The organism is Bacillus sp. NSP9.1, from assembly GCF_000465465.2.
GTDB lineage: Bacteria > Bacillota > Bacilli > Bacillales > Bacillaceae > Bacillus > Bacillus sonorensis_A.
In genome coordinates, this window is record NZ_CP048273.1 from 823,631 (window position 1) to 847,527 (window position 23,897).

General features: G+C 45.2%; 21 protein-coding genes, 1 pseudogene and 1 other annotated feature. Of the genes and pseudogenes, 17 read left to right on the forward strand and 5 right to left on the reverse strand.

All coding sequences use genetic code 11. The features are described from left to right. Window positions 1-313: 313 nt before the first annotated feature. Window positions 314-556 (forward strand) — a binding site (T-box leader). Between the two features lie 77 nt (window positions 557-633). The 11 genes from M654_RS04035 to M654_RS23770 all read left to right on the forward strand — a co-directional run bounded on the left by M654_RS04035 (window position 634) and on the right by M654_RS23770 (window position 13,232). Next, window positions 634-1,977: an amino acid permease gene (locus M654_RS04035; RefSeq protein ID WP_372708939.1), complete on the forward strand. Its 1,344-nt coding sequence runs from the start codon at window positions 634-636 to the stop codon at window positions 1,975-1,977. A 140-nt stretch (window positions 1,978-2,117) separates the two neighbouring features. Next, window positions 2,118-3,125 carry an LLM class flavin-dependent oxidoreductase gene (locus tag M654_RS04040; protein WP_026588825.1) on the forward strand — a complete coding sequence of 336 codons (1,008 nt, stop codon included), beginning with the start codon at window positions 2,118-2,120 and terminating at the stop codon, window positions 3,123-3,125. A gap of 316 nt (window positions 3,126-3,441) precedes the next feature. Then, window positions 3,442-4,836, forward strand: coding sequence for an arabinose-proton symporter AraE (locus M654_RS04045; RefSeq protein ID WP_026588824.1), 1,395 nt, complete (start codon window positions 3,442-3,444; stop codon window positions 4,834-4,836). A 291-nt stretch (window positions 4,837-5,127) separates the two neighbouring features. Next, complete coding sequence (locus tag M654_RS04050; RefSeq protein ID WP_026588823.1) at window positions 5,128-6,168, forward strand: sugar-binding transcriptional regulator; 1,041 nt, start codon at window positions 5,128-5,130, stop codon at window positions 6,166-6,168. A 33-nt stretch (window positions 6,169-6,201) separates the two neighbouring features. Then, window positions 6,202-7,209, forward strand: a complete 1,008-nt coding sequence (gene gap / locus M654_RS04055) for a type I glyceraldehyde-3-phosphate dehydrogenase (RefSeq protein ID WP_026588822.1) — start codon at window positions 6,202-6,204, stop codon at window positions 7,207-7,209. Window positions 7,210-7,371: 162 nt separating this feature from the next. Further along, window positions 7,372-8,556, forward strand: coding sequence for a phosphoglycerate kinase (locus tag M654_RS04060; RefSeq protein ID WP_026588821.1), 1,185 nt, complete (start codon window positions 7,372-7,374; stop codon window positions 8,554-8,556). A 30-nt stretch (window positions 8,557-8,586) separates the two neighbouring features. Continuing rightward, window positions 8,587-9,348, forward strand: coding sequence for a triose-phosphate isomerase (gene tpiA, locus M654_RS04065; protein WP_026588820.1), 762 nt, complete (start codon window positions 8,587-8,589; stop codon window positions 9,346-9,348). Further along, a complete protein-coding gene (gene gpmI / locus M654_RS04070; protein ID WP_026588819.1) occupies window positions 9,341-10,876 on the forward strand; it encodes a 2,3-bisphosphoglycerate-independent phosphoglycerate mutase in 1,536 nt (511 codons plus the stop codon). The genes tpiA and gpmI overlap by 8 nt, the downstream gene beginning before the upstream one ends. Before the next feature lie 22 nt (window positions 10,877-10,898). After that, entirely contained in the window at window positions 10,899-12,191 is a 1,293-nt protein-coding gene (gene eno / locus M654_RS04075; protein ID WP_026588818.1) for a phosphopyruvate hydratase, read from the forward strand. 137 nt (window positions 12,192-12,328) lie between these two features. Further along, on the forward strand, window positions 12,329-12,961 hold the full coding sequence (locus M654_RS04080) for a type 1 glutamine amidotransferase family protein (protein WP_026588817.1): 633 nt from the start codon (window positions 12,329-12,331) through the stop codon (window positions 12,959-12,961). Between the two features lie 190 nt (window positions 12,962-13,151). Then, entirely contained in the window at window positions 13,152-13,232 is an 81-nt protein-coding gene (locus M654_RS23770) for a putative holin-like toxin (protein WP_256860326.1), read from the forward strand. Window positions 13,233-13,543: 311 nt separating this feature from the next. On the opposite strand, the gene M654_RS04085 is transcribed toward M654_RS23770, so the two are convergent. Next, complete coding sequence (locus M654_RS04085; protein WP_026588816.1) at window positions 13,544-13,933, reverse strand: hypothetical protein; 390 nt, start codon at window positions 13,931-13,933, stop codon at window positions 13,544-13,546. Window positions 13,934-13,970: 37 nt separating this feature from the next. Here M654_RS04085 and M654_RS24285 point away from each other — a divergent pair, with 37 nt between their 5' ends. Further along, window positions 13,971-14,336, forward strand: a complete 366-nt coding sequence (locus M654_RS24285) for an MFS transporter (RefSeq protein ID WP_152520999.1) — start codon at window positions 13,971-13,973, stop codon at window positions 14,334-14,336. Window positions 14,337-14,482: 146 nt separating this feature from the next. Here the strand turns inward: M654_RS24285 and M654_RS24290 are convergent, their stop codons facing one another. Next, window positions 14,483-15,451, reverse strand: coding sequence for a methyl-accepting chemotaxis protein (locus M654_RS24290; RefSeq protein ID WP_442858862.1), 969 nt, complete (start codon window positions 15,449-15,451; stop codon window positions 14,483-14,485). Further along, window positions 15,425-16,525, reverse strand: a pseudogene (locus M654_RS24295) (PDC sensor domain-containing protein); the annotation flags it as partial. The gene M654_RS24290 and the pseudogene M654_RS24295, both read right to left, overlap by 27 nt. Window positions 16,526-16,744: 219 nt before the next feature. On the opposite strand from M654_RS24295, the gene M654_RS04095 reads away from it, so the two are divergent. Together M654_RS04095 and M654_RS04100 are read left to right on the forward strand one after the other, a co-directional pair. After that, window positions 16,745-17,689, forward strand: a complete 945-nt coding sequence (locus M654_RS04095; protein WP_026588814.1) for an ABC transporter substrate-binding protein — start codon at window positions 16,745-16,747, stop codon at window positions 17,687-17,689. Between the two features lie 141 nt (window positions 17,690-17,830). Beyond that, entirely contained in the window at window positions 17,831-19,624 is a 1,794-nt protein-coding gene (locus tag M654_RS04100; RefSeq protein ID WP_026588813.1) for a zinc ribbon domain-containing protein, read from the forward strand. Between the two features lie 42 nt (window positions 19,625-19,666). Here M654_RS04100 and M654_RS04105 read toward each other — a convergent pair whose 3' ends face one another. Next, a complete protein-coding gene (locus M654_RS04105; RefSeq protein ID WP_026588812.1) occupies window positions 19,667-20,446 on the reverse strand; it encodes a zinc ribbon domain-containing protein in 780 nt (259 codons plus the stop codon). Window positions 20,447-20,579: 133 nt separating this feature from the next. On the opposite strand from M654_RS04105, the gene M654_RS04110 reads away from it, so the two are divergent. After that, window positions 20,580-21,242, forward strand: coding sequence for an NAAT family transporter (locus tag M654_RS04110; RefSeq protein WP_236251199.1), 663 nt, complete (start codon window positions 20,580-20,582; stop codon window positions 21,240-21,242). A gap of 41 nt (window positions 21,243-21,283) precedes the next feature. On the opposite strand, the gene M654_RS04115 is transcribed toward M654_RS04110, so the two are convergent. Beyond that, window positions 21,284-21,823 (reverse strand): GbsR/MarR family transcriptional regulator, encoded by a 540-nt coding sequence (locus tag M654_RS04115; protein ID WP_026588810.1) that lies wholly within the window; start codon window positions 21,821-21,823, stop codon window positions 21,284-21,286. Between the two features lie 256 nt (window positions 21,824-22,079). On the opposite strand from M654_RS04115, the gene M654_RS04120 reads away from it, so the two are divergent. Both M654_RS04120 and M654_RS04125 read left to right on the forward strand, forming a co-directional pair. Then, window positions 22,080-23,219, forward strand: coding sequence for a betaine/proline/choline family ABC transporter ATP-binding protein (locus tag M654_RS04120; protein WP_026588809.1), 1,140 nt, complete (start codon window positions 22,080-22,082; stop codon window positions 23,217-23,219). Between the two features lie 21 nt (window positions 23,220-23,240). Beyond that, window positions 23,241-23,894 carry an ABC transporter permease gene (locus tag M654_RS04125; protein WP_026588808.1) on the forward strand — a complete coding sequence of 218 codons (654 nt, stop codon included), beginning with the start codon at window positions 23,241-23,243 and terminating at the stop codon, window positions 23,892-23,894. Window positions 23,895-23,897 lie beyond the last annotated feature (3 nt).

Consider the following 23,897-nt stretch of genomic DNA (forward strand, 5'->3'; position numbering starts at 1 on the left):
GATTCTCCTCCTTTAGCGAATCATTGATTCGGTTCACACTCTATCATCGTTAAAATATTTTGTAAAGTTTGAATAATATATCAATTTAACTATTTTTTTCGGAGGATATAGGACTGTTTTTCTTGAGAGTCTCTATGTGAATCACTCCATTCGAGAAAAAGTTGTGCTGTTTTTCTCTTGTATTTTCTGATAGAAAAGGCGATTTTCCTTGAAAATAAAGAAAAATTCAAATTTTAAAAAGAAGTTCTATCATTTTATATTGACAAAGTGAAAATAAGAACGTATATTATATGAATATATTTTCAGTGGATAATAAAACACAGAGAACGGGAGCAGTAAAAGATCCTTCATTAGCCAAGAGAGCTGCGGGGCGGTGTGACGCAGTCTAATGAATCTTTGAACTCGCCCGGGAGTGGACTTGCTCAAAAAGGAAAGACATCGATCCTGCAGGCTTTACGGCTGACCTTCGTTATCGGGTTTTTAAGCTGGGTTCTTATGAAAAGGAATCAAAAAGAGTGGTACCGCGGTAGGCGTTCAAAGGCTCATCGTCTCTTTATCTTCAAAGTAAAGAAGAAAAAGAGACGATGAGCCTTTTTAATTGATATAGAGGAAGTGAAAAAGTTGGAAAAAGAAATGCAGAAGCTTGAGCGAACGATGACAGCCCGCCATATTATGATGATGGCGCTGGGCGGAGCCATCGGAGCGGGATTATTTAAAGGAAGCAGCAATGCCATCGATTTGGCCGGGCCGTCCGTGATGATCGCTTATTTGATCGGCGGAGTCATTTTGCTGTTTATCATGCAGGGGCTCGCAGAAATGGCGGTTCGAAATAGTAAAGCGAGAACGTTCAGAGATCTGGTGCAATCGATTTTGGGACCGTATGCCGCATACTTTTTAGATTGGATTTACTGGAAAATGTGGGTGCTGAATATTGCCGCAGAGGCTGTCGTTGCTGCGATATTTTTGCAGTACTGGCTTCCGGGGATGCCGGTTTGGGTGCTGGCGCTGTTTGTTTCCCTTGTTATCACCAGTGTGAATTTGCTTTCTGTCAAAAGCTTTGCAGAGACTGAATATTGGCTCGCTTTGCTTAAAATTACAGTGATTGTCGTCTTCATCATATCCGGATTTATATTGTTATTTTTCTCTTTTGGCCATCACTCTGCTGTGGGATTTTCGAATTTGACAGATCATGGCGGCTTTTTCCCGAACGGCGCCGGCGGGCTCATTACGGCAATGCTTGTTGTCATTTACTCTTATGGAGGAACTGAGATCATCGGCGTGACCCTTGCGGAGACGAAACGCCCGGAACAGGTCGTCCCCAGAGCTGTCCGCGGCACACTGACGCGAATTATTGCCTTTTATCTTCTGCCGTTTTTCATCATCGTCAGCCTGATTCCGTGGAATCAAGTCAACAGTGTGCCGGAAAGCCCTTTTGTCATGGTCTTTAAAATGATCGGGATTCCCGGAGCGGATCACTTGATGAATGCCGTCATTTTATTGGCGGTCATCTCATCGATGAACTCAGGACTTTACGGAGCCTCCCGTGTGTTGTATACACAGGCTTCTGACGGCCGGGTGCCGAAAGTTTTTGCAAAGCTTTCCGTTCGAAAGGTGCCGGTTTACGCCATTTTGCTATGTACGTCATTTTTATATTTAGGCGTATTGTTTTCCTTATTTGCGGGAAGTCAGACATTCGAGTATTTGATGGGGTCTCTCGGCTATACGGTCCTGATGATCTGGATGCTGATCGCCATTGCCCATGTGAAATCGAGAAAACGCGGCGCAATCGTAACAGAAGGCTACTATGTGAAATGGTTTCCTTATACGACCTGGCTGGCGATTCTTGCGCTTGCGGCTATACTCATCGGCGTCATTTTGACCACGTCGATCGTCATCACCGTTGTCACGGCAGGTATTTACCTGCTCATTACTGCCGCTTATTTTTTGAAAGGGCGAAACCAAAACGTCAATGCTTAAGCTGCTATGCTTGCCTCCTTCCTCAGGGGGCAAGCATTTTAAACATTAGTTCGAGAATGGTCGAACTAATTTCTTTTAATCCCGCCCTCTGTTATGTTATCGTTCTATCTGACAATACACTCTAGGAAGAAGGAGAAAATATGTCAGTAGAGCCTTTTAAACATACAAAGTATTCCGTGCTGAATTTGTCCCCAATCGTACAGGGCGGAAATGCGGCGCAATCCTTCAGGGATTCCATCGATTTGGCGCGCCATGCCGAAGACTGGGGATACCACAGGTTCTGGCTGGCCGAGCATCATAATATTGAAGGTGTTGCAAGTTCGGCCACTTCGGTATTGATCGGCTATATTGCCGGGGGAACGAAGACGATTCGTGTCGGGTCCGGCGGCATTATGCTTCCCAATCACTCTTCCCTTGTGATTGCCGAGCAGTTCGGAACGTTGGAGTCCCTTTATCCGGGAAGAATCGATTTAGGACTCGGCCGGGCTCCGGGCACCGATCAGCTGACAGCGAGGGCATTGCGGCGGAACATTAGCAGCGGAGAGGACTTTCCAGAGCAATTGGAAGAGCTGCGCCGATATTTTAAACCGTCAGGCAATGTGAGAAATCATGTGCGCGCCATTCCGGGGGAAGGCCTTGATGTGCCGATTTGGCTGCTTGGCTCCAGCGGATTCAGCGCCCGTCTCGCGGGAGAGCTCGGTCTGCCGTTTGCGTTTGCAGCCCACTTTTCACCGGCGAATACGATACCTGCTTTAGAGCTGTACAGGAGCTCGTTTACACCCGGTATATTGGATGAGCCGTATGCGATGGTCGGCGTGACCGTGATCGCCGCCGATACGAATGAGAAAGCACAGCGCCTTGCGACATCCCACTATCAGAAATTTTTAGACCTTGTCCGGGGGGCTCCGACTCAGCTCAAACCGCCTGTAGACGATATGGATCAAGTCTGGACGCCGCGAGAAAAAGCGATGGTCAATGAACAGCTCAGCTCCACCATCATCGGAGGTCCAAAAGAAGTGAAGGCAAAGCTTGAAGATTTTATCCAGACGACGCAGGCAGACGAAATCATCATCAACTCAGAAACATTTGATCATGGAGACAGACTGCGCTCATTTGAAATCATCGCCGACGTATGGAAAAACGGATAATCGGTAAAAAGCAACGGTATGGCAATGTCCATCCGTTGCTTTTTAATGTTTCAGAATATGGATCATGACCTTTGATTCGAAGGGCTCGTGCGGCTGACGTATTTTCGCAATATATTGATTCCCCGACATGTTCACGAAAAATTCTCAGGTGAAATGAAAGCGCTAACCGAAAAAACGTTGACAGAAAATACAAATATAATTATTCTATAATTGTACGTACTAATTGAGGTTTGAGTTCTTACGTTTCAAAATATGTACGTACAAGAAAACTTCACATTGAAAGCGCTTTATCATTTCGTGGGAGGAGAGGCAAATAATGAAGAACAATCCAGCTCAGTTAGAAACAGAAGTGTCAGTTGCTCGAAGCCATTCAATGGGATTTGTGATATTGATTTCATGTGCGGCGGGTCTCGGCGGTTTATTGTACGGCTATGATACAGCGGTCATATCCGGTGCAATCGGTTTTCTGAAGGATTTGTACAGTCTGACCCCATTTATGGAAGGCCTTGTGATATCGAGCATCATGATCGGGGGCGTTGTGGGCGTTGGCATATCCGGTTTTCTGAGCGACAGGTTCGGAAGGAGAAAGATTTTGATGACAGCGGCGCTGTTGTTTGCGATATCAGCGGTCATTTCAGCTCTTTCACAGAATGTGTCCACATTAATCATCGCAAGGATCATCGGCGGTTTGGGAATCGGAATGGGGTCTTCTCTGTCTGTCACGTATATAACTGAAGCGGCGCCGCCTGCGATCCGCGGCAGCTTATCTTCCTTATATCAGCTCTTTACGATATTGGGGATCTCCGCGACTTACTTTATCAATCTCGCAGTTCAGCGGTCTGGTACATATGAATGGGGTGTGCACACCGGCTGGAGGTGGATGCTTGCCTATGGTATGGTGCCGTCGGTCATTTTCTTCCTCGTGCTGCTGGTTGTGCCGGAAAGTCCGCGATGGCTGGCGAAAGCCGGAAGGACAAATGAAGCGCTAAAGATTCTGACACGTATTAATGGAGAAAAAGTGGCAAAAGAAGAATTACAAAACATTGAAGATTCCTTGAAGATCGAACGGATGGGGTCGTTGTCACAGCTTTTCAAACCGGGCCTCAGAAAGGCGCTGTTCATCGGGATTTTGCTGGCGCTGTTCAATCAAGTCATCGGCATGAACGCGATTACCTATTACGGTCCGGAAATTTTCAAAATGATGGGCTTCGGCCAAAATGCCGGATTTGTTGCAACATGTGTCGTCGGTGTCGTCGAAGTGATTTTTACCGTGATCGCAGTTCTCTTGATCGATAAAGTCGGGCGGAAGAAGCTTATGTCCATCGGTTCTGCCTTCATGGCCATTTTTATGATCTTAATCGGTACATCATTTTATTTTCATCTGACTGAGGGACTGATGCTGACCTTCTTTATTTTAGGATTTGTCGCCGCCTTCTGTGTATCGGTCGGTCCCATCACATGGATCATGATTTCTGAAATATTCCCGAATCACCTGAGGGCGCGGGCCGCAGGGATTGCGACCATTTTTCTATGGGGAGCCAACTGGGCGATCGGACAATTTGTGCCGATGATGATCAGCTCGCTGGGGCTTGCCTATACCTTCTGGATTTTTGCGGTGATTAATATTCTCTGCTTCCTGTTTGTTGTCACGATCTGTCCTGAAACAAAAAATAAGTCGCTTGAAGAAATAGAGAAGCTTTGGACAAAATGAAAACGTTTTAATAAAGACGAGGCCCTTTCGAGAAAAGGGCTTTTTATGATGGATGCACCTTTTTGGAGGATGGGAATAAAATAGAGATGATAGGAAACAATGCTGAATAAGACGGTTGTGTGAAGATGTGCGAATATTGTCGAGGAATTGACGCTTAACAGTTGAATAAACGATTTAACCCTGTTAAAATAATGAATGTAAGCAGGAGTAATTTTTTTTTGGCTGAGGTGGGACGTTTTCAGTCATAGCGGGACAATATTTGTCCATGACGGGATGAAAGGAACGTTTGACATGAATCAACTAATACAGGCTCAAAAAAAATTATTGCCGGATCTTCTCGATGTCATGCAGAAAAGGTACGAAATTTTGCAGTACATAAGGCTGACTGAACCGATCGGCAGAAGAAGCCTTGCCGCCAGTCTCGGAATCAGCGAGCGGATTTTAAGGGCGGAGGTTCAGTTTTTAAAAGAACAAAATCTCCTCGAGATCAAAACGACCGGCATGACATTGACAACGGAAGGATCTGACCTGCTGAAAATTCTCGAAGATACAATGAAGGATGTTTTAGGCTTAACCCATTTGGAAAACACATTAAAAGAGAGGTTGAACCTTGAACAGGTCATCATTGTCTCAGGAGACAGCGACCATTCCCCATGGGTCAAAAAAGAAATGGGGAGAGCGGCCGTCGCATGCATGAAAAACAGGTTTAAAGGGGAAAATATCGTCGCCGTAACCGGAGGTACGACCCTTGAAGCCGTAGCAGAAATGATGACGCCCGACTCGAAAAACCGCAAGCTGCTTTTTGTTCCGGCAAGAGGCGGACTCGGCGAAAACGTCAGGAACCAGGCCAATACGATCTGCGCTCATATGGCTGAAAAAGCATCCGGTACATACAAGCTGTTATTTGTTCCGGGTCAGCTAAGCAAAGAAGCCTATTCTTCCATCATTGAAGAGCCTTCTATCAAAGAGGTGCTGCAGACGATTCAATCGTCCAGTATGGTGATTCATGGAATCGGGGATGCTAAAACAATGGCCGAACGAAGAAACACACCTGAGGAAGATTTGAGGAAGATCGAAGAAAATGAGGCTGTTGCAGAGGCTTTCGGCTATTATTTTGACCGTCATGGAGAGGTCATTCATAAAGTGCACAGCGTAGGCATTCAACTGGAGGATCTTGATTCGATCCCCAACATCATCGCGGTGGCGGGAGGCTCATCAAAGGCGGAAGCCATCGAGGCTTACTTTAAAAAGCCGCGCAACACGGTTCTGATCACTGATGAAGGAGCCGCAAAACAGTTATTAAGGGAAGTTTCTTCCCTCAATATAAATTAAATATCTCTTATTTACTTAAAGGAGGAAATCATCATGGCAGTAAAAGTCGGTATTAATGGTTTTGGTCGTATCGGACGTAATGTATTCCGCGCAGCATTGAATAATCCTGAAGTAGAGGTTGTAGCAGTTAACGATTTAACAGACGCTAACATGCTTGCTCACCTATTACAATATGACTCAGTACACGGAAAATTGGACGCGGAAGTTTCTGTAGACGGAAGCAACCTTGTTGTAAATGGCAAGACAATCGAAGTTACAGCTGAACGCGATCCTGCTAAATTAAGCTGGGGAAAACAAGGTGTTGAAATCGTTGTTGAATCAACTGGTTTCTTCACAAAACGCCCAGATGCGGCAAAACACTTAGAAGCTGGCGCGAAAAAAGTCATCATCTCAGCTCCTGCAAGTGAAGAAGATATCACAATCGTTATGGGTGTAAACGAAGATAAATACGATGCAGCTAACCACCAAGTTATCTCTAATGCATCTTGCACAACAAACTGCCTTGCGCCGTTTGCAAAAGTTCTGAATGACAAATTCGGCATCAAACGCGGTATGATGACAACTGTTCACTCTTACACAAACGATCAGCAAATCCTTGATCTTCCGCACAAAGACTACCGTCGTGCGCGTGCAGCAGCTGAAAGCATCATCCCAACAACAACTGGTGCAGCGAAAGCCGTTTCCCTTGTACTTCCTGAACTAAAAGGAAAACTGAACGGCGGAGCAATGCGTGTTCCAACACCAAACGTATCACTTGTTGACCTTGTTGCTGAACTTGACAAAGACGTAACAGCAGAAGAAGTAAACGCAGCGTTTAAAGAAGCAGCAGAAGGCGAACTTCAAGGCGTTCTTGGCTACAGCGAAGATCCGCTTGTATCTAAAGACTACAACGGCAATGCCAACTCTTCTACTATCGATGCCCTTTCTACAATGGTGATGGAAGGCAGCATGGTGAAAGTGATTTCTTGGTATGACAACGAAAGCGGATATTCTCACCGCGTAGTTGACCTTGCCGCTTACATTGCAAAACAAGGTCTTTAATTCGTAACCTTAAGAATCAGACTTGGTTCTGATAGACAAAAAGCGCTATAATGAAAGCGGACAAGGGAAGGGGATACACACTCCCTTTCCCTTTTTCCATATGCGCCGGGATTTTCGAGTTTTCAGGCTTGTAAATCATTTAAAGGAGGAACTCCTCGAGTCATGAACAAAAAATCAGTAAAAGACATTGATGTAAAAGGCCGCGTTGTTTTCTGCCGTGTTGACTTTAACGTTCCGATGAAAGAGGGAAAAGTTACGGATGATACGCGGATCCGCGCTGCACTTCCAACGATTCAGTACTTAACAGAGCAGGGAGCAAAAGTTCTTCTGGCCAGCCACTTGGGCCGTCCGAAAGGTCAAGTTTCTGAAGAGCTCCGCCTGACTCCTGTAGCAGCACGCCTTGGAGAGCTGCTTGGCAAGGATGTGAAGAAAGCGGACGAAGCCTACGGTGACGCCGTAAAATCACAAATTGCCGAAATGCAAGAGGGAGACATTCTCGTACTTGAAAATGTCCGCTTCTATCCTGGAGAAGAAAAAAATGATCCTGAGCTTGCAAAAGCGTTTGCCGATCTGGCAGATATTTATGTCAATGATGCGTTTGGAGCGGCTCACCGCGCCCACGCTTCAACTGCGGGCATCGCTGAACACCTTCCGGCTGTTGCGGGCTTCTTAATGGAAAAAGAGCTTGAAGTGCTGGGTAAAGCCCTGTCAAACCCGGAACGTCCGTTTACAGCGATTATCGGCGGAGCGAAAGTAAAAGACAAAATCGGTGTCATCGAAAGTCTTCTTGATAAAGTCGACAATTTGATCATCGGCGGCGGTCTTGCTTACACATTCGTTAAAGCGCTGGGATACGAAATCGGCAAATCCTTGCTTGAAGAAGACAAAATTGAATTGGCCAAATCGTTCATGGACCGCGCCAAAGAAAAAGGCGTCAACTTCTACATGCCAGTTGATGCACTTGTAGCGGACGACTTCTCAAACGATGCCAATACGAAGATCGTGCCGATCAGCGAGATTCCTAGCGACTGGGAAGCACTTGATATCGGTACGGAAACGAGAAAAACGTATGCCGATGTCATCAAAAACAGCAAGCTTGTCGTTTGGAACGGACCGATGGGCGTCTTTGAAATCGATGCGTTTGCAAAAGGAACAAGAGCGGTCGCTGAAGCTTTAGCAGAGGCAAAAGATACATACTCTGTCATTGGTGGAGGAGACTCTGCAGCTGCTGTTGAAAAGTTCGGTCTTGCTGACAAAATGAGCCATATTTCAACCGGTGGCGGAGCTTCCCTTGAATTTATGGAAGGCAAAGTACTTCCAGGCGTCAAAGCATTAAACGATAAATAAGAACAAAACACAGCATAAGGAGTGGAGCACATGAGAAAACCAATTATAGCCGGCAACTGGAAGATGAACAAAGTGCTTTCAGAAGCTGTAAGCTTTGTAGAAGAAGTGAAATCTTCCATCCCTGCAGCGGATAAAGCGGAAGCTGTTGTCTGTGCACCTGCGCTGTTCCTTGAAAAGCTGACTTCAGCCGTAAAAGGCACTGACCTTAAAGTCGGCGCGCAGAACATGCATTTTGAAGAAAGCGGTGCTTTCACAGGTGAAATCAGCCCTCTCGCTTTAAAAGACCTAGGGGTTGAATATTGCGTGATCGGCCACTCTGAGCGCCGTGAAATGTTTGCCGAAACAGACGAGTCAGTCAACAAAAAAGCGCATGCCGCGTTCAAATACGGCATTGTGCCGATCATCTGTGTGGGTGAAACGCTTGAAGAACGTGAAGCCGGCAAAACAAATGATCTTGTTGCCGACCAGGTGAAAAAAGCGCTCGCGGGTCTGACAGCTGAGCAGGTATCTGCTTCTGTCATCGCATATGAGCCAATCTGGGCGATCGGAACAGGAAAATCTTCAACAGCCCAAGATGCAAATGAAGTTTGCGCACACATCCGTAAAACAGTGTCAGCTGAATTTGGACAAGCTGCAGCAGACAGCATCCGCATCCAGTACGGCGGCAGCGTAAAACCTGTGAACATTAAAGAATACATGGCCGAATCCGATATCGACGGCGCTCTTGTAGGCGGCGCAAGCCTTGAAGCACAGTCTTTCGTGCAATTATTGGAGGCAGGTCAATATGAGTAACAAGTTAGCCGCGCTCATCATTTTAGATGGGTTTGGACTAAGGGACGAAACCGTCGGAAACGCCGTAGCGCAAGCGAAAAAACCGAACTTTGACCGCTATTGGAACAAGTATCCGCACCAGACGCTGACAGCTTCAGGAGAAGCGGTAGGTCTTCCAGACGGCCAGATGGGCAACTCGGAAGTCGGCCATCTGAATATCGGCGCAGGCCGGATCGTTTACCAAAGTCTGACGCGCGTGAACGTTGCGATCCGCGAGGGAGAATTCGAACAGAACGAAACATTCCTTGCCGCGATGAAGCACGCCAAAGAAAAAGGCACAAACCTCCACTTGTTCGGACTGCTGTCTGACGGCGGAGTTCACAGCCACATTCACCATTTGTACGCACTCTTGAAGCTTGCGAAAAAAGAAGGCGTTGAAAACGTCTATATTCACGGCTTCCTTGACGGCCGCGATGTAGGCCCGCAAACAGCCGAGAAATATATCAAAGAGCTTCAGGAGCAAATCGAAGAAATCGGTGTCGGCGAAATCGCCACATTGTCGGGCCGCTACTATTCAATGGACCGCGACAAGCGCTGGGACCGCGTTGAAAAAGCGTACCGCGCGATGACATACGGAGAAGGACCGAAATATCAAAATCCGCTCGATGTCGTGAAAGATTCTTATGAAAACGGAATTTACGATGAATTCGTCATTCCTTCCGTCATCACAAAAGAAAACGGCGAGCCTGTTGCGACAATCAAGGACAACGATGCGGTCATTTTCTACAATTTCAGACCTGACCGTGCGATCCAGATTTCCAACACGTTCACAAATGATGATTTCCGCGACTTCGACCGCGGAGAAAATCATCCGAAAAACCTTCATTTCGTCTGCTTAACGCATTTCAGTGAAACGGTTGACGGGTATGTAGCATTCAAACCGGTCAATCTCGACAACACAGTCGGTGAAGTGTTGTCACAAAACGGACTGAAGCAGCTTCGCATCGCTGAAACTGAAAAATATCCGCACGTCACATTCTTTATGAGCGGCGGACGCGAAGAGAAATTCCCGGGCGAAGAGCGAATCTTAATCGACTCGCCTAAAGTCGCAACATATGACTTGAAGCCTGAAATGAGCGCATATGAAGTAAAAGATGCGCTTGTCAAAGAAATTGAGGCTGAAAATCATAACGCGATCATCCTCAACTTTGCCAACCCTGACATGGTCGGACATTCAGGAAAAGTCGAGCCTACGGTCAAAGCAATCGAAGCAGTTGACGAGTGCCTCGGCGAAGTCGTTGATGCGATTCTTGCAAAAGGCGGCCACGCGATTATTACGGCCGATCACGGTAACGCAGACGTGCTGATTACCGAAGAAGGCAAGCCGCACACCGCCCATACGACAAACCCGGTTCCTGTCATCGTCACAAAAGAAGGCGTGACATTAAGAGAAGGCGGAATCCTCGGGGATCTGGCGCCAACTCTTTTAGACTTGCTGGGCGTTGAAAAACCGAAAGAAATGACAGGATCGTCATTAATTCAAAAATAAGCATTGAAGGAGAGAAACAAACATGCCATACATTGTAGATGTTTATGCACGTGAAGTATTAGACTCCCGCGGTAATCCGACGGTTGAAGTTGAAGTATATACTGAATCAGGAGCTTTTGGACGCGCGCTTGTTCCAAGCGGAGCTTCCACTGGCGAATATGAAGCTGTTGAGCTTCGCGACGGCGACAAAGATCGCTACCTTGGAAAAGGTGTTTTAACTGCCGTTAACAACGTAAACGAAATCATCGCCCCGGAAATCCTTGGCTTTGATGTGACTGAACAAGTATCAATCGATAAACTATTGATCGAACTTGACGGAACTGAAAACAAAGGCAAGCTCGGCGCCAATGCGATCCTTGGTGTATCAATGGCCGTTGCCCGCGCAGCTGCTGATTTCTTACAGATTCCGCTTTACCAATACCTTGGAGGATTCAACTCCAAAACGCTTCCAGTACCGATGATGAACATCGTCAACGGCGGAGAGCATGCGGATAACAACGTTGACATTCAAGAATTCATGATCATGCCTGTCGGCGCAGAAAACTTCCGTGAAGCGCTTCGCATGGGCGCGCAAATTTTCCACAGCCTGAAATCAGTTCTTTCTGCTAAAGGAATGAACACTGCTGTAGGTGATGAAGGCGGATTCGCTCCAAACCTTGGATCTAACGAAGAGGCGCTGCAAACAATCGTTGAAGCGATCGAAAAAGCCGGCTTCAAACCTGGCGAAGAAGTGAAATTGGCTATGGATGCTGCATCTTCTGAGTTCTACAACAAAGAAGACGGCAAATACCATCTGTCCGGCGAAGGCGTTGTGAAAACATCTGCTGAAATGGTTGACTGGTACGAAGAAATGGTTTCTAAATACCCAATCATCTCAATCGAAGACGGTCTTGATGAAAACGACTGGGAAGGCCACAAGCTGCTGACTGAGCGCCTTGGCTCAAAAGTTCAGCTTGTCGGAGACGACCTTTTCGTAACAAACACGAAAAAGCTTGCTGAAGGTATCAAAAACGGTGTTGGCAACTCCATCCTGATCAAAGTAAACCAAATCGGTACATTGACTGAAACATTCGATGCGATCGAAATGGCAAAACGCGCAGGCTACACTGCTGTTATCTCTCACCGCTCAGGTGAAACGGAAGACAGCACAATCGCTGACATCGCTGTCGCAACAAACGCAGGACAAATCAAAACAGGTGCTCCGTCTCGTACGGACCGTGTTGCGAAATACAACCAGCTTCTTCGCATCGAAGATCAACTGGCTGAAACTGCACAATACAACGGAATTAACTCTTTCTACAACTTGAACAAGTAAGCATAAAAAAGAGCTTGGCCGTGTGATGCGGCCAAGCTTTTTTTAAGTGTGCAAGCTGAATTTCCTTTACCCTGACAAAAGCTGTCAGGGTTTTTGATTATAATAGGCTGTATCAATTGCGATTGGAGTGTTACTGGATGCAGTCGAAAACAGTTTATCTTTATGCATTTCATACCATGTCAGATTGGGAATATGGATATTTAATGGCCGAACTGAACTCGGGAAGATATTTCAAAAAAGATACGGCACCTTTAAAAGTCATGACAATAGGAGTGAATAAAGAAATGGTGACGACGATGGGAGGGCTGCGCATAAAACCGGATATCTCCCTTGATGAGTGGACGCCTGAGAGTACGGATCTAATCATTTTACCCGGAGGGAATACTTGGGGAGAAAAGATTCATCAGCCGATCTTGAAAAAGGCCGGCGAAGCTTTAGAGCTTGGCGCGATGGTTGCCGCAATTTGCGGTGCAACTGCGGGACTGGCGAATAGCGGATATCTGGATTCAAGAAAGCATACAAGCAATGACTTGGCCTATATGAAAATGGTCTGTCCTCATTATAAAGGAGAACCGTTTTATGAGATGGGACCAGCGGTATCTGATGGGAATCTGGTTACTGCATCAGGAGCGGCTCCTCTCGAATTCGCAAGGGAAGTACTGAAAACATTAGACGTGTTTGCATCGGATACATTGGATTCATGGTATCAACTCAATAAGACCCACCAACCTGAATACTTCTTCAAGCTAATGAATTCAATCAATAAATGAGCTGAAAGACCAAGAGTTTAGCCGATGCCGAAGCATGGTTTTTTCGGCGGAAAAGCTAAATTTCATGAGTGAAAAAGGTTTTTTTCTTTATTTTATGTTCTGCTTGATATGGTATAATCTACCTCGTATTAGAAGCTCTGCTCACTCAAGGGAAGTCTTGCTCATCCCCTTCTGAAAGGGGGTGATAAAGATGACAGCATATGAAACAATCTCTTTAATGATTGCTTTTGGCATGCTGATTGCCGTGTTGTCAAAGAATAAAGAAAAATAGACCGCCCCTTGAGCCTGGAAAGTGATAGGGAGTGGTCTATTTTTGGATCAATCTGAGCAAGCCCTTTCGATGGGCTGGCTTTTTGTACAAGCCGAAGTGTTGGAGCACTTCGGTTTTTTTAGTATATGCAACATGCTTCCTTATATCATAAAGAATTTTCATTAATTTGTAAATGGCGAAAGCAAATTGTTGTTTTTAAAAATCAATCGTCAGATTACGCATCGGCAAGTGATTTTTATCCCATACAGAAAAACACTAAGTTCGACCTTGGGCTCCAACACCCCTTCAACCAAAGAAGAACCCACCCGTTATCACAGATTTTTCACAGGCTTCAGAAACCAGGCGGGAAGAAAACCGCTGATGCCAATGATCAAAAAACCAATGATCGACAACAGCGCAATCGCGATGGGAGAGAGCGCTTGCTGAAGGCTGTAAGCCGTGCAGGAAAGCAGCACGCCTAATCCTAAAGCGATGAGGTAGACCTTTTGATTCGTAAAAAACAACGTTTCAGATCTTTTGAATTTGATATAAATTAAAGGAAGCCCCGTATAGCCTCCTATGATAAGTGTGAATAACATCGCTAAAATAAACTGAAGTATTGCTGAAACATTTACTCCGAACATGTCTCCAAATGAAACTGACCAGCTGCTTAACATCACAAATCCTAAAAGATAGAGAATGGATAAGGTCAAATGTTTCATTTAAATCCCTCCAATTGAATACATTTATTCAGAACACATGAATCTGCTTATTTGTTTTATACTGATGTTCTTTGGATCGGCAGGATTGTGGTTTGCGAATATTTCAATCTTATTCGTTCTATGCTCTTCATTATTCGGCTTTTCCTTTGGTTTCATTACGATATTTCTGCAAAAAACAATTGCAAAAAATATTGAAGATCACCTTCAAACAAGTGCATTCTCCCTTTTTAGTTTAATGTCATATTTGGCAGTGGGGTTTAGCGGATTTATTTTTTCACCGATTGTCAATCACAGTATTAAGTTGCCATTTATCATAACTCCATTGTTTTCATTGATATTTGCAACTGTCTTCGTATTATTCAGTAAGCCAGCAAAAAAGGCTCGTAATGAAAAGTCGATGTGAGTACTTCAAAAAAATAATCATCAGGATATACAGTGATTCAACAAGTCCTGGTTGGAAGATCTGCTAAGAAAACAGAGTTGTGAGCTGATAACATGATATTCGAAAAAAACACCCTCTCCTATATAAATAAGAGCGGGTGCAAATCGTTACACTTTAAACTGCGAAATCTTCTCCTGCAAATCCTGCGCCATGACGGCCAGGTCTTCTGACGCCTTGGCGATTTCCGCCGTAATCGATGACTGTTCTTCTGTTAGAGCGGAAGAATTGTTAATATGCTCGTTTGTGTTGACCGAGTAGTCCTGCACCTGTTTGGCGATGTCGCGCATTTGTTTCGTATTTTGCGTCGCTTTTTGGACATCATCCGTCACCAGCTGAATATTGGAGGTGACATCGCGAATCGATTGATGGATGCTTGAAAAGGATTCTCCCGTTTGTTTGACTTTGGCGATGCCTGTATGGGCTGCTTGCTGGCTTGCCTTCATCGATTCGACAGAATGAGAGATTTCGTCCTGGATCGATTGAATTGTCGCTGTAATGTCTGTAGACGCATTTTTCGTTTCTTCCGCCAGCTTCCGCACTTCCTCTGCGACGACGGCAAATCCTTTTCCGGATTCGCCTGCTCGTGCCGCTTCAATCGCGGCGTTTAAGGCGAGCAGATTGGTCTGTTCAGAAATGCTTGATATCAGGCTGGCCATCTTGTTAATATCCGCCGATTTTTGTTCAAGCAGTTCGATTTTTTCTGCTGTTTCCGTCATTTTTTCATGCAAATGTGTAATATCTTGTATGACTTCTTTGACCGTCTCACTTCCTTTGTTTGCCAGAGCGGTTGAGTGGGCGGATTTTTTGCTGACCTCCTGGACCGCTTCCGATATCGTGCTGATTTCATCTAGCAGCGTATCGCTTGTCGAAGACATCTCAAGTGCCAGATTGGTTTGCGAACCTGCGTCGTTTGCGACTTCCTGCATCGTGTTGGCTGTTTCATGGACCGCCGAGTGAATTTCTTCGGCGCTTGCGGACAGCTCTTCGGCAGTTGAAGCGACTGTTTCCGCCCCGCCGGCAACATCAGACATCATCGTTTGCAAGGCTGCTGCTGATTGGTTGTAGTATGCCGCCATTTGTCCGAATTCATCGTTGGTATCAGCTGCTGCGCGATGTGTCAAATCCCCTGTCGATAAATGTTTTAAATAACCGTTGATCACCTTGGCTTCTTTCGATACTCTTCTTCCGAGAAAGACGATGATGAGAATCATGATGATGATGGCACCCAAGCTCAGCAGGATCAGCTGCTGAACCAATTGTGACAGCGATTCGTACAGTTCCTCATCGGGAGCGACAAGAACGAGCTTCCAATTTGTTTTAGGGAGCGTGTTGTAATATAGCTCATATTTTTTCCCGGCTGAAGTGGAGACGATCATTCCTTGTTTCTTTTGCGCGGTTTCCTTCCATTGCTCCGCCGTGAGAAGATCGGAAGAAATCGACTGCTCGAGCCGTTTGTCTTTGTCAGGATTGGATAAATATGTGCCATTTTCATCAAGCAAAACGGCATAGCCTGTCTTTTGAACCTTGATGCCGGATACTAGCTGCTGGACTGAATCCAGAACATAGTCGCTTGTAATAACCCCTGTATTTTTTCCATCTGCATTTTTAAACGACAGCGCAGTGGTAATAAATGTTTGTTTTAGATTGTCGTCATAATAGGGAGCAGACCAAATGATGTCATCGGTTTTAATGGCTTCTTTATACCAATCCTGGCTGAAATAATCGTATGAAGGCTCTTCATAGTCCCGCGTGTATACAAGCTGATCGCCGTCTTTATATACGTAAGGTCCGGCAAACTTTTCTTTTTTGCTGTACGCATATGGTTCATACCAGATGCCGATTCCGAAAGTTTGTTGATTGAGGGGCAGCAAGTTTTCAAAGTAACGTTTGTATTCCGTTCGGCTCAATGGAGTGCGCTGTGCCTCGGCAGCCGCTTTAACCCCCGTCAGATTCCGTTCGTGTACGGTAAGACTCTTATCCATTTGCTCGATTGTCTTTGCAAGCGATTCATTCATTTGCTTCGAAATCATTGAATTCAGCTGTCTTTCCGATTCTTTATAGCTGATAAACATGATCACGGATAAAACCACAGCGAGGAGCGGTATCAAGATCATGATTTTCCAAAGAGTCGGCAAGTTTTTAAAGTTCATGTACTTCAATTTGTAACCTCCTTAACCCCCTTGATTATGATTAATATCGTCTATGTATCAGACGGTTTTCACTGGATAATTCCCACCTGTTGGTCTGAAACGGTGCATGCGGGCGTTCTTGGCACTTAAAAGAAATTTTTGCGGAATGGATATTGACACTGCAGGGTGGATCAGATAATCTAAATGATAATGAATATCATTTAGAAAAGGAGATCATCGATGAAACGTCTGAAATGGATGACGCTGCTTGCTGTGCTTGTCCTCTTATTGGCCGCTTGCGGAAATCAAAATACAGATACGTCTGCGGACAAGGATGGCAAAGGGTCTTATACCGTAAAACATGCAATGGGGAACACAAAGATTAAAGGTACACCGAAAAAGGTTGTTGTATTGACCAACGAAGCGACAGAAGCAGTTCTCGCCTTAGGGATCAAGCCTGTCGGAGCTGTGCAGTCATGGCTTGGAGACCCGTGGTACGACCATATTAAAGATCAAATGGACGGCGTCGAGAATGTCGGAACAGAGACAGCGCCGAATATTGAGAAAATCGCCAGCCTCAAGCCCGATCTGATTATCGGCAACAAAGTGCGCCAGGAGGAAGTGTATGACAAGTTAAGTGCGATCGCGCCGACAGTCTTTGCTGAAACATTGTCAGGAGAATGGAAAAGCAATTTTGAACTGGCTGCGGAAGCCCTCAACAAAAAAGATGAAGGCGAAAAAGTCATCGCCGATTTCGATCAGCGGGTCAAAGACATTCATGACAAGCTCGGCGACAAAGTGAAACAAAAAATCTCACTCGTCCGCTTTACAGATGCCGATGCCCGCATCTATCATAAAGCATCTTTTGCGGGAACGATTTTGGACGAACTCGGTTTTGAAAGGCCAAAAAGCCAGCAGGCCAATGATTTGGGACAAATGGAAGTAACGAAAGAGCAGATCCCTGATATGGATGGAGACGTGCTTTTCTACTACACCTATGAGACAGGCGATGACAAGGCAAGCGCCATTGAAAAAGATTATGTCAATGATCCGCTTTTTAAAAACTTAAGCGTCTATCAAAAAGGTCAAGTACATAAGGTGAGCGATGCCATCTGGAATACAGCCGGCGGCGTCCTGGCGGCGAACTTGCTGCTCGATGATATCGAAAAATACTTTTTAAAATAGTCTTATTCGAAAAAACCAAACAGAGCTCTGAGCATCTGTTTGGTTTTTCTAATGTGATCCAGCAGCTAAAAAATAAATTCCTCCTTACGATAAATATAGTATAAAATGATTATGTGAGGTTTTTATAATAGGAGGAAAGTCATGAATTTTTGTAAAGAATGCGGCAGGGAATTAACTGCTAAAGCCCGTTTTTGCAAACATTGCGGGTTTCAGGCGGACGGCAGCGGAACATCTATATCTGAAGAATCCGCACGCCAAGACATACATAAGCCGAAGATGTCCAAGAAAAAAATAATCGTACTGGGTGCCATTGTCGTATGCTGTGTCCTGCTGTTTGCAGGCTATAAAACGGGTGAAGCCCTGACGTCAAAGGAAAAGTTAATCAGCGATTTTGAAAATGCGCTCGACCATGAAGATGCCGAGAAAGCGGCGCAGCTGCTGCAATCTTCAGATGTCGACCTGGCCATCACAAAAGAAAATGTCAAACCGCTGCTGACATATTTAAAAGAGAATCCAGATGATGAAAAGGAACTCATTTCTTCTTTGAAAAGCGATTCCGGCAATCAACTTGTCTCAATCGAAAAATCAGGCAGGCACTTTTTTATTTATGACCGCTATGTTTTAAATGTAGCCCCTGTTTATTTAACGATCAAGACGAACTATAAAGATACGGATCTATTTGTAAACGGCAAAAAGGTCATGACAACCCAAAAAGAGAACTTTGAGAGAAAGTTCGGGCCGTATGTTCCGGGTGTATATGAAGTTAAAGCCAAGCTGAAGAACGATCTGACCGAGCTGAAAAAGACAGAAAAGGTCGAGGCGTTGGAAAGCGATGTCAACGTTGATGTAGCTGTCGACGGTCACAAGGCGAAGCTGGTGTTCGAAGACGGATATGAAAAGCTGAAAGGGACGCTCTGGATTGATGGGCAAAAAACGAACATCGATCCATTTAAAGGAACATCCTTCGGGCCCGTGCTGACAGACGGTTCAATGTCTGCCGAAGTTGAAGGGGAATTTCCGTGGGGAACCTTAAAAAGCGCAAAAACGCCGATTGACAGTTCTGACATTCAAGTCAATCTTGCTTCAGATCAAACATTTATGGATCAGATGATGAAGACGCTTGTGAAGCATACGAAAGAAGAGATGAAGGCTTTGGCAAGCGGAAATGTCAACGATTTGACCGTTGCCGCCCCGTCGTATAAAAGCGATTTGAAAGAGATCATTGCCGGTTATAAAAGCTCTGGCACGTATTACAAAGGCACTTATCTATCCACCGTATTTGATCTCGATTCTTTCCGGCTGTACAACGAGGATGGCAAATGGAAAACCGATATTGACGGGGTTGAAAAGCACAAATCAGCCTATTTTGACGACTACAGCTCACCTGATATGGCAGAAAACGAAAACGGATTTACGTATACGCTGGTCTATTCCGGCGACCAACACAAGTGGCTGGTCGAACAAGCCGACCCCTCGAGCTTTATAAACATCGAAAACAAAAAAGAAATCAAAAACGACAAGCCGCAGGAATATACATCGGCATGGGCTTCTGAAAAAGGGGCTTCCAAAAATACTTCATCAGGCGAAGAGCTGACAGACCGCAAAGTCGAGTCAGCGATTGAAGGCTATTTGTATAGTTTGCAGGATGCCATCAATGAGAATGATTTTTCATTGGTCGCCGACAATTTGCAAAAAGGAAGCTCGCTTTACAATGATCAAAAAGCATTGGTGAAAAAATTAAACGGAAGCGGGACACAGGAGGAAGTCGTTGATTTCAGCGTTACCAGCTGGAAGCAAAACGGTTCTGCTGTCACGATCAAAACTGAGGAGAAAATCAATATTATCAAAAATGGCAAAGAGCAAGTGAAAACATACCATTGGACATACCAGGCCGTTGTTGAAGACGGCGAGGTGTTATTGACCTCGATACAATAGTAAAAAGCCTTTTTTCCCCACGTGGAAAAAAGGCTTTTTTTCTTAAAATATCCGGTTTAGAATAGAGCCGCCAATATTGGCGAAATAATCGAGAAACAGATTGCTCATCGCCCGGACTGCAATCAATGTCATCAAATAAACGAGCAGTGTTGAATAAATCATATCGACGGCGCCTTTCGCCTTTTCATGGTAGCTGTAAAGAACGGCCGGCGGAATCAAAAAGACAATGCCGCAAAGCGCGAACAATAAAACACTTAAAAACAAGGCCGTTTTCATCAATGATAACAGAAAAGCGATAACGAGAAGCGCTGTAAATGGGACTAAGAGCGCCCCAAAACGTCCCATGACTTCTTTAAATGGCGCCTGAGCCCCTTGGATTCTCACACCTGCGTATGTAAAAACAAATAATAAGAAAATATAAATAGCAAAGGTAAAAGCGGGTTTGACTACGATATCAAAAAACGTCGGCATCATGTCAGAGCCGCTCCAAATCCCGGAATAGCGCCCTAAAGAATCGAAAAAGCCCTTTAACCCGAAATAAAATGTCAATGGAACGATAATCGCAAAGACAACCATCGTGATGATGCTGTTAGTGAAATGCTGTTCTCCGGCGTTTTTCATCTCTTTGTACGGGCGTTTCAACGCTCTTAAACAAAATGAAAAGTACATGGATGAAGCTTTTTTCGCCGCTTCCACATACATTTGCGTCTGCGCCGTCTCCGCTTTAGTCCCGGCGCTGTCACTCTCTGCGGACAGATTTGCACCGCAGTTCTCGCAAAATCTTCCGCCATCTGTTTGATGGCCGCATTTTGAACATGTCATTAAATACATTCTCCTTTAAACTAGTTATTTTGTCCTATCTGAAAATTCATTATAAATGAAAATGGAGCGGAATGTAATAGCTTTAAAAAAGTTTCAGCAAGCATCATCCGAGGTAAAAACAGAATATCTGTTGATGATTTTGTGTTCAGAAAGGAGCGACCTTATGTTTAGTTCTATCATTCATGTTTTTGTTTCCTTGTTCGCCGTCACAAATCCGATCGGCAACGTTCCCATCTTTCTTGCCCTTACGGAAGGATATCAGGCGGAGGAACGCACCGTTTTAGCGAGAAGGGCCGCCATATTATCCTTTCTCATTATGATCGGGTTTTTGCTTTTCGGTGAACTGATCTTTCAGGTATTCGATATTAACATTCACGCATTTCGGGTGGCAGGCGGGATTTTTATATTCGGAATCGCCTATAACCTGCTGAATGCCAAACAATCGCATGTTCAGACGCTCCATCATGAAGAACATCGGGAAAGCAGGGAAAAGGAGGATATTTCCGTGACACCGCTGAGCATTCCGATCATTTCAGGACCGGGAACGATTGCGACTGTCATGAGTCTCTCGGCCGGAAGCCGATCACTGCTTCATTTCGGCGAAATGATCATCGGCATTGCCGCCGTGCTTTTATTGACCTTTGCAGCGTTTCACTATTCAACATTGATCAGCAGCAAACTGGGCCGGACGGAAATGAATGTCATCACAAGGCTGATGGGACTGATTTTAGCCGTGGTGGCCGTTGGCATGATCGGGACGGGGCTGAAAGGGTTGTTTCCGATATTGGCCGGGTGAGGAAAAGTGAAAAGCTGCACGGCTGTGCAGCTTTTTAGCGATTATGATGGCTTTGGCACATATTTGAAAATGTCTTCGCTTTCGAAAAACTCGATCAAGTTGTCAAGCCACTGATAGTAGTCGAGCCACTGTTTTGTTTCTTTCAGAAGGTCGTTGATTTTTTCTTCCGTTTCAGGGGAAATGTGTTCCTCTTCAAGCGCTTCTAAAAGCTCTTTTCTGATCTTTTTTCCGATCATCCGGTTTTTTTTAACGACCTTGCTCCAGTTGGCGGCAAACAGTGAAATAAATGTCTGATAATAATCCTGTTCAACATCGTATAAGTCTTTGCGGACGCCTTTTTCAAAAACCTTTTCAGCGATATTCAAATCGAGCATTTCGCGGACGACCTGGCTCATTCTCGTTTTGCTCATCCCCGTTGCATCAGATAGTTCATTTAAGGTCATCGGCTTTCTGTTCATATAGATGATTCCCAGCACGCGGCCGACAGTTGATGATATAGCATATGTATTCATGTTTTCGGCAATTTTTTCTATAAAATATTCTTCAGCTTGTTTAATCGTTTTTAAAACGTTTTCTTCCAAAGCGCATCACCCCAAGGACAGCCAATTTTATTGTCAATATATCATAATTTGGTTAGCGGTTGAAAACAATAAAATGAAAGCAAAACTAAGGATTCGGCCGCTATCTTAAGAATAAGCGGCTTTTGAAAGAAGTAAACATATTTTTTTAAGCATTATTCATACATTTTAAACACTTTATAAACTTTTTATTTTACAAAGTGTATCCTATAATAAACGAGATGTTGAAATATTTAAATAATAGTTGGAGGTGTGCTGATTGCTAAAGCTAGAAAATGTATCCAAGGTTTATAAAGGCGGCAAAAAAGCCGTCAACAGCATTAACCTTGATATCGCAAAAGGGGAATTCATCGTTTTTATCGGGCCCAGCGGCTGCGGGAAAACGACGACGATGAAAATGATCAACCGGCTCATTGAGCCTACTTCAGGAAGCATTTACATCGACGGAGAAAATATTTTGGATCAGGACCCGGTTGAGCTGCGCCGCAAGATCGGCTATGTCATTCAGCAGATCGGCCTTTTCCCGCATATGACGATTCAGCAAAATATCACGCTCGTGCCAAGGCTGTTGAAATGGCCGGAAGAAAAAAGAAAAAAACGGGCAAAAGAGCTGCTCCAGCTCGTCGACATGGGGCCGGAATATTTGAGCCGCTATCCCCACGAGCTAAGCGGCGGACAGCAGCAGAGAATCGGCGTGCTGCGGGCGCTTGCGGCGGAACCGCCGCTGATTTTAATGGATGAGCCATTTGGGGCGCTTGATCCGATTACCCGCGATTCGCTTCAGGAAGAATTTAAGAAGCTGCAGAAATCATTGAACAAAACGATCGTCTTTGTCACGCACGATATGGACGAAGCGATTAAACTCGCCGACCGGATCGTTATTTTGCGCGCGGGTGAAGTCGTGCAGGTCGGTACGCCTGATGAGATTTTGCGCAATCCGGCGGACGATTTTGTCGAGGAATTTATCGGAAAAGAGCGGCTGCTTCAATCGCGCCCTGATGTCGAGCATGTCGAACAAGTGATGAACTCCAACCCGGTTACGGTGACAAGCGAAAAAACCTTGTCAGAAGCGATTCAAATCATGAGGGAGCATCGCGTCGACTCGCTGCTTGTCGTTGATGATAACCATGTCTTAGAAGGGTATATCGATGTTGAAATCATTGATCAAAACCGCAAAAAAGCCGGAACGGTCGGAGATGTTCTCAGCCGGGATATCTACTCTGTTCAGAAGGGCACAATGATCAGGGATACCGTCAGAAAGATTTTAAAAAGAGGGTTTAAATATGTTCCGGTTCTTGATGAAAAGGGACGCCTTGTCGGCATTGTAACAAGGGCAAGCCTTGTGGACATCGTCTATGACTCCATCTGGGGAGACGAAAACCATCTTGTCCAGAGTTAATGGAAGGAGAGGGCACCAATCATGAATGAAATCATTCAATTTTTGCAGAAGAATGGCGGAGAAATGCTTTATAAAACAGGTGAGCATTTATATATTTCGGTCATAGCCGTTCTGCTTGGCATCATCGTGGCTGTTCCGCTCGGTGTATTGCTGACGAGAATGAAAAAAGGGGCGGGCGTTGTCATCGGTGTTGTCAACATTGTTCAGACGTTGCCAAGTCTCGCGATACTGGCATTTTTCATTCCGCTGCTCGGCGTGGGAAAGATCCCCGCAATTGTCGCGTTATTTTTCTATTCAGTCCTACCGATTCTAAGAAATACGTATACAGGTGTAAAAGGCGTCAACCAAAACTTGCTGGAGTCCGGAAAGGGAATCGGTATGACTGCATGGGAACAAATCCGCCTTGTCGAGCTGCCGCTGTCGGTTCCGGTGATCATGGCGGGTATCCGCACGTCAACCGTTTATTTAATCGGTTGGGCGACGCTCGCTTCATTCATCGGCGGCGGCGGCCTCGGCGACTATATTTTCATCGGGCTCAACCTGTACCAGCCTGAATATATCATCGCCGGCGCGGTGCCTGTCACGATATTGGCGATTCTGATCGATTACATTCTCTCGAAAACCGAAGACAAAGTCACACCTGAAGGATTGAAAGGGATGAAGGAAGTATCATAAGGA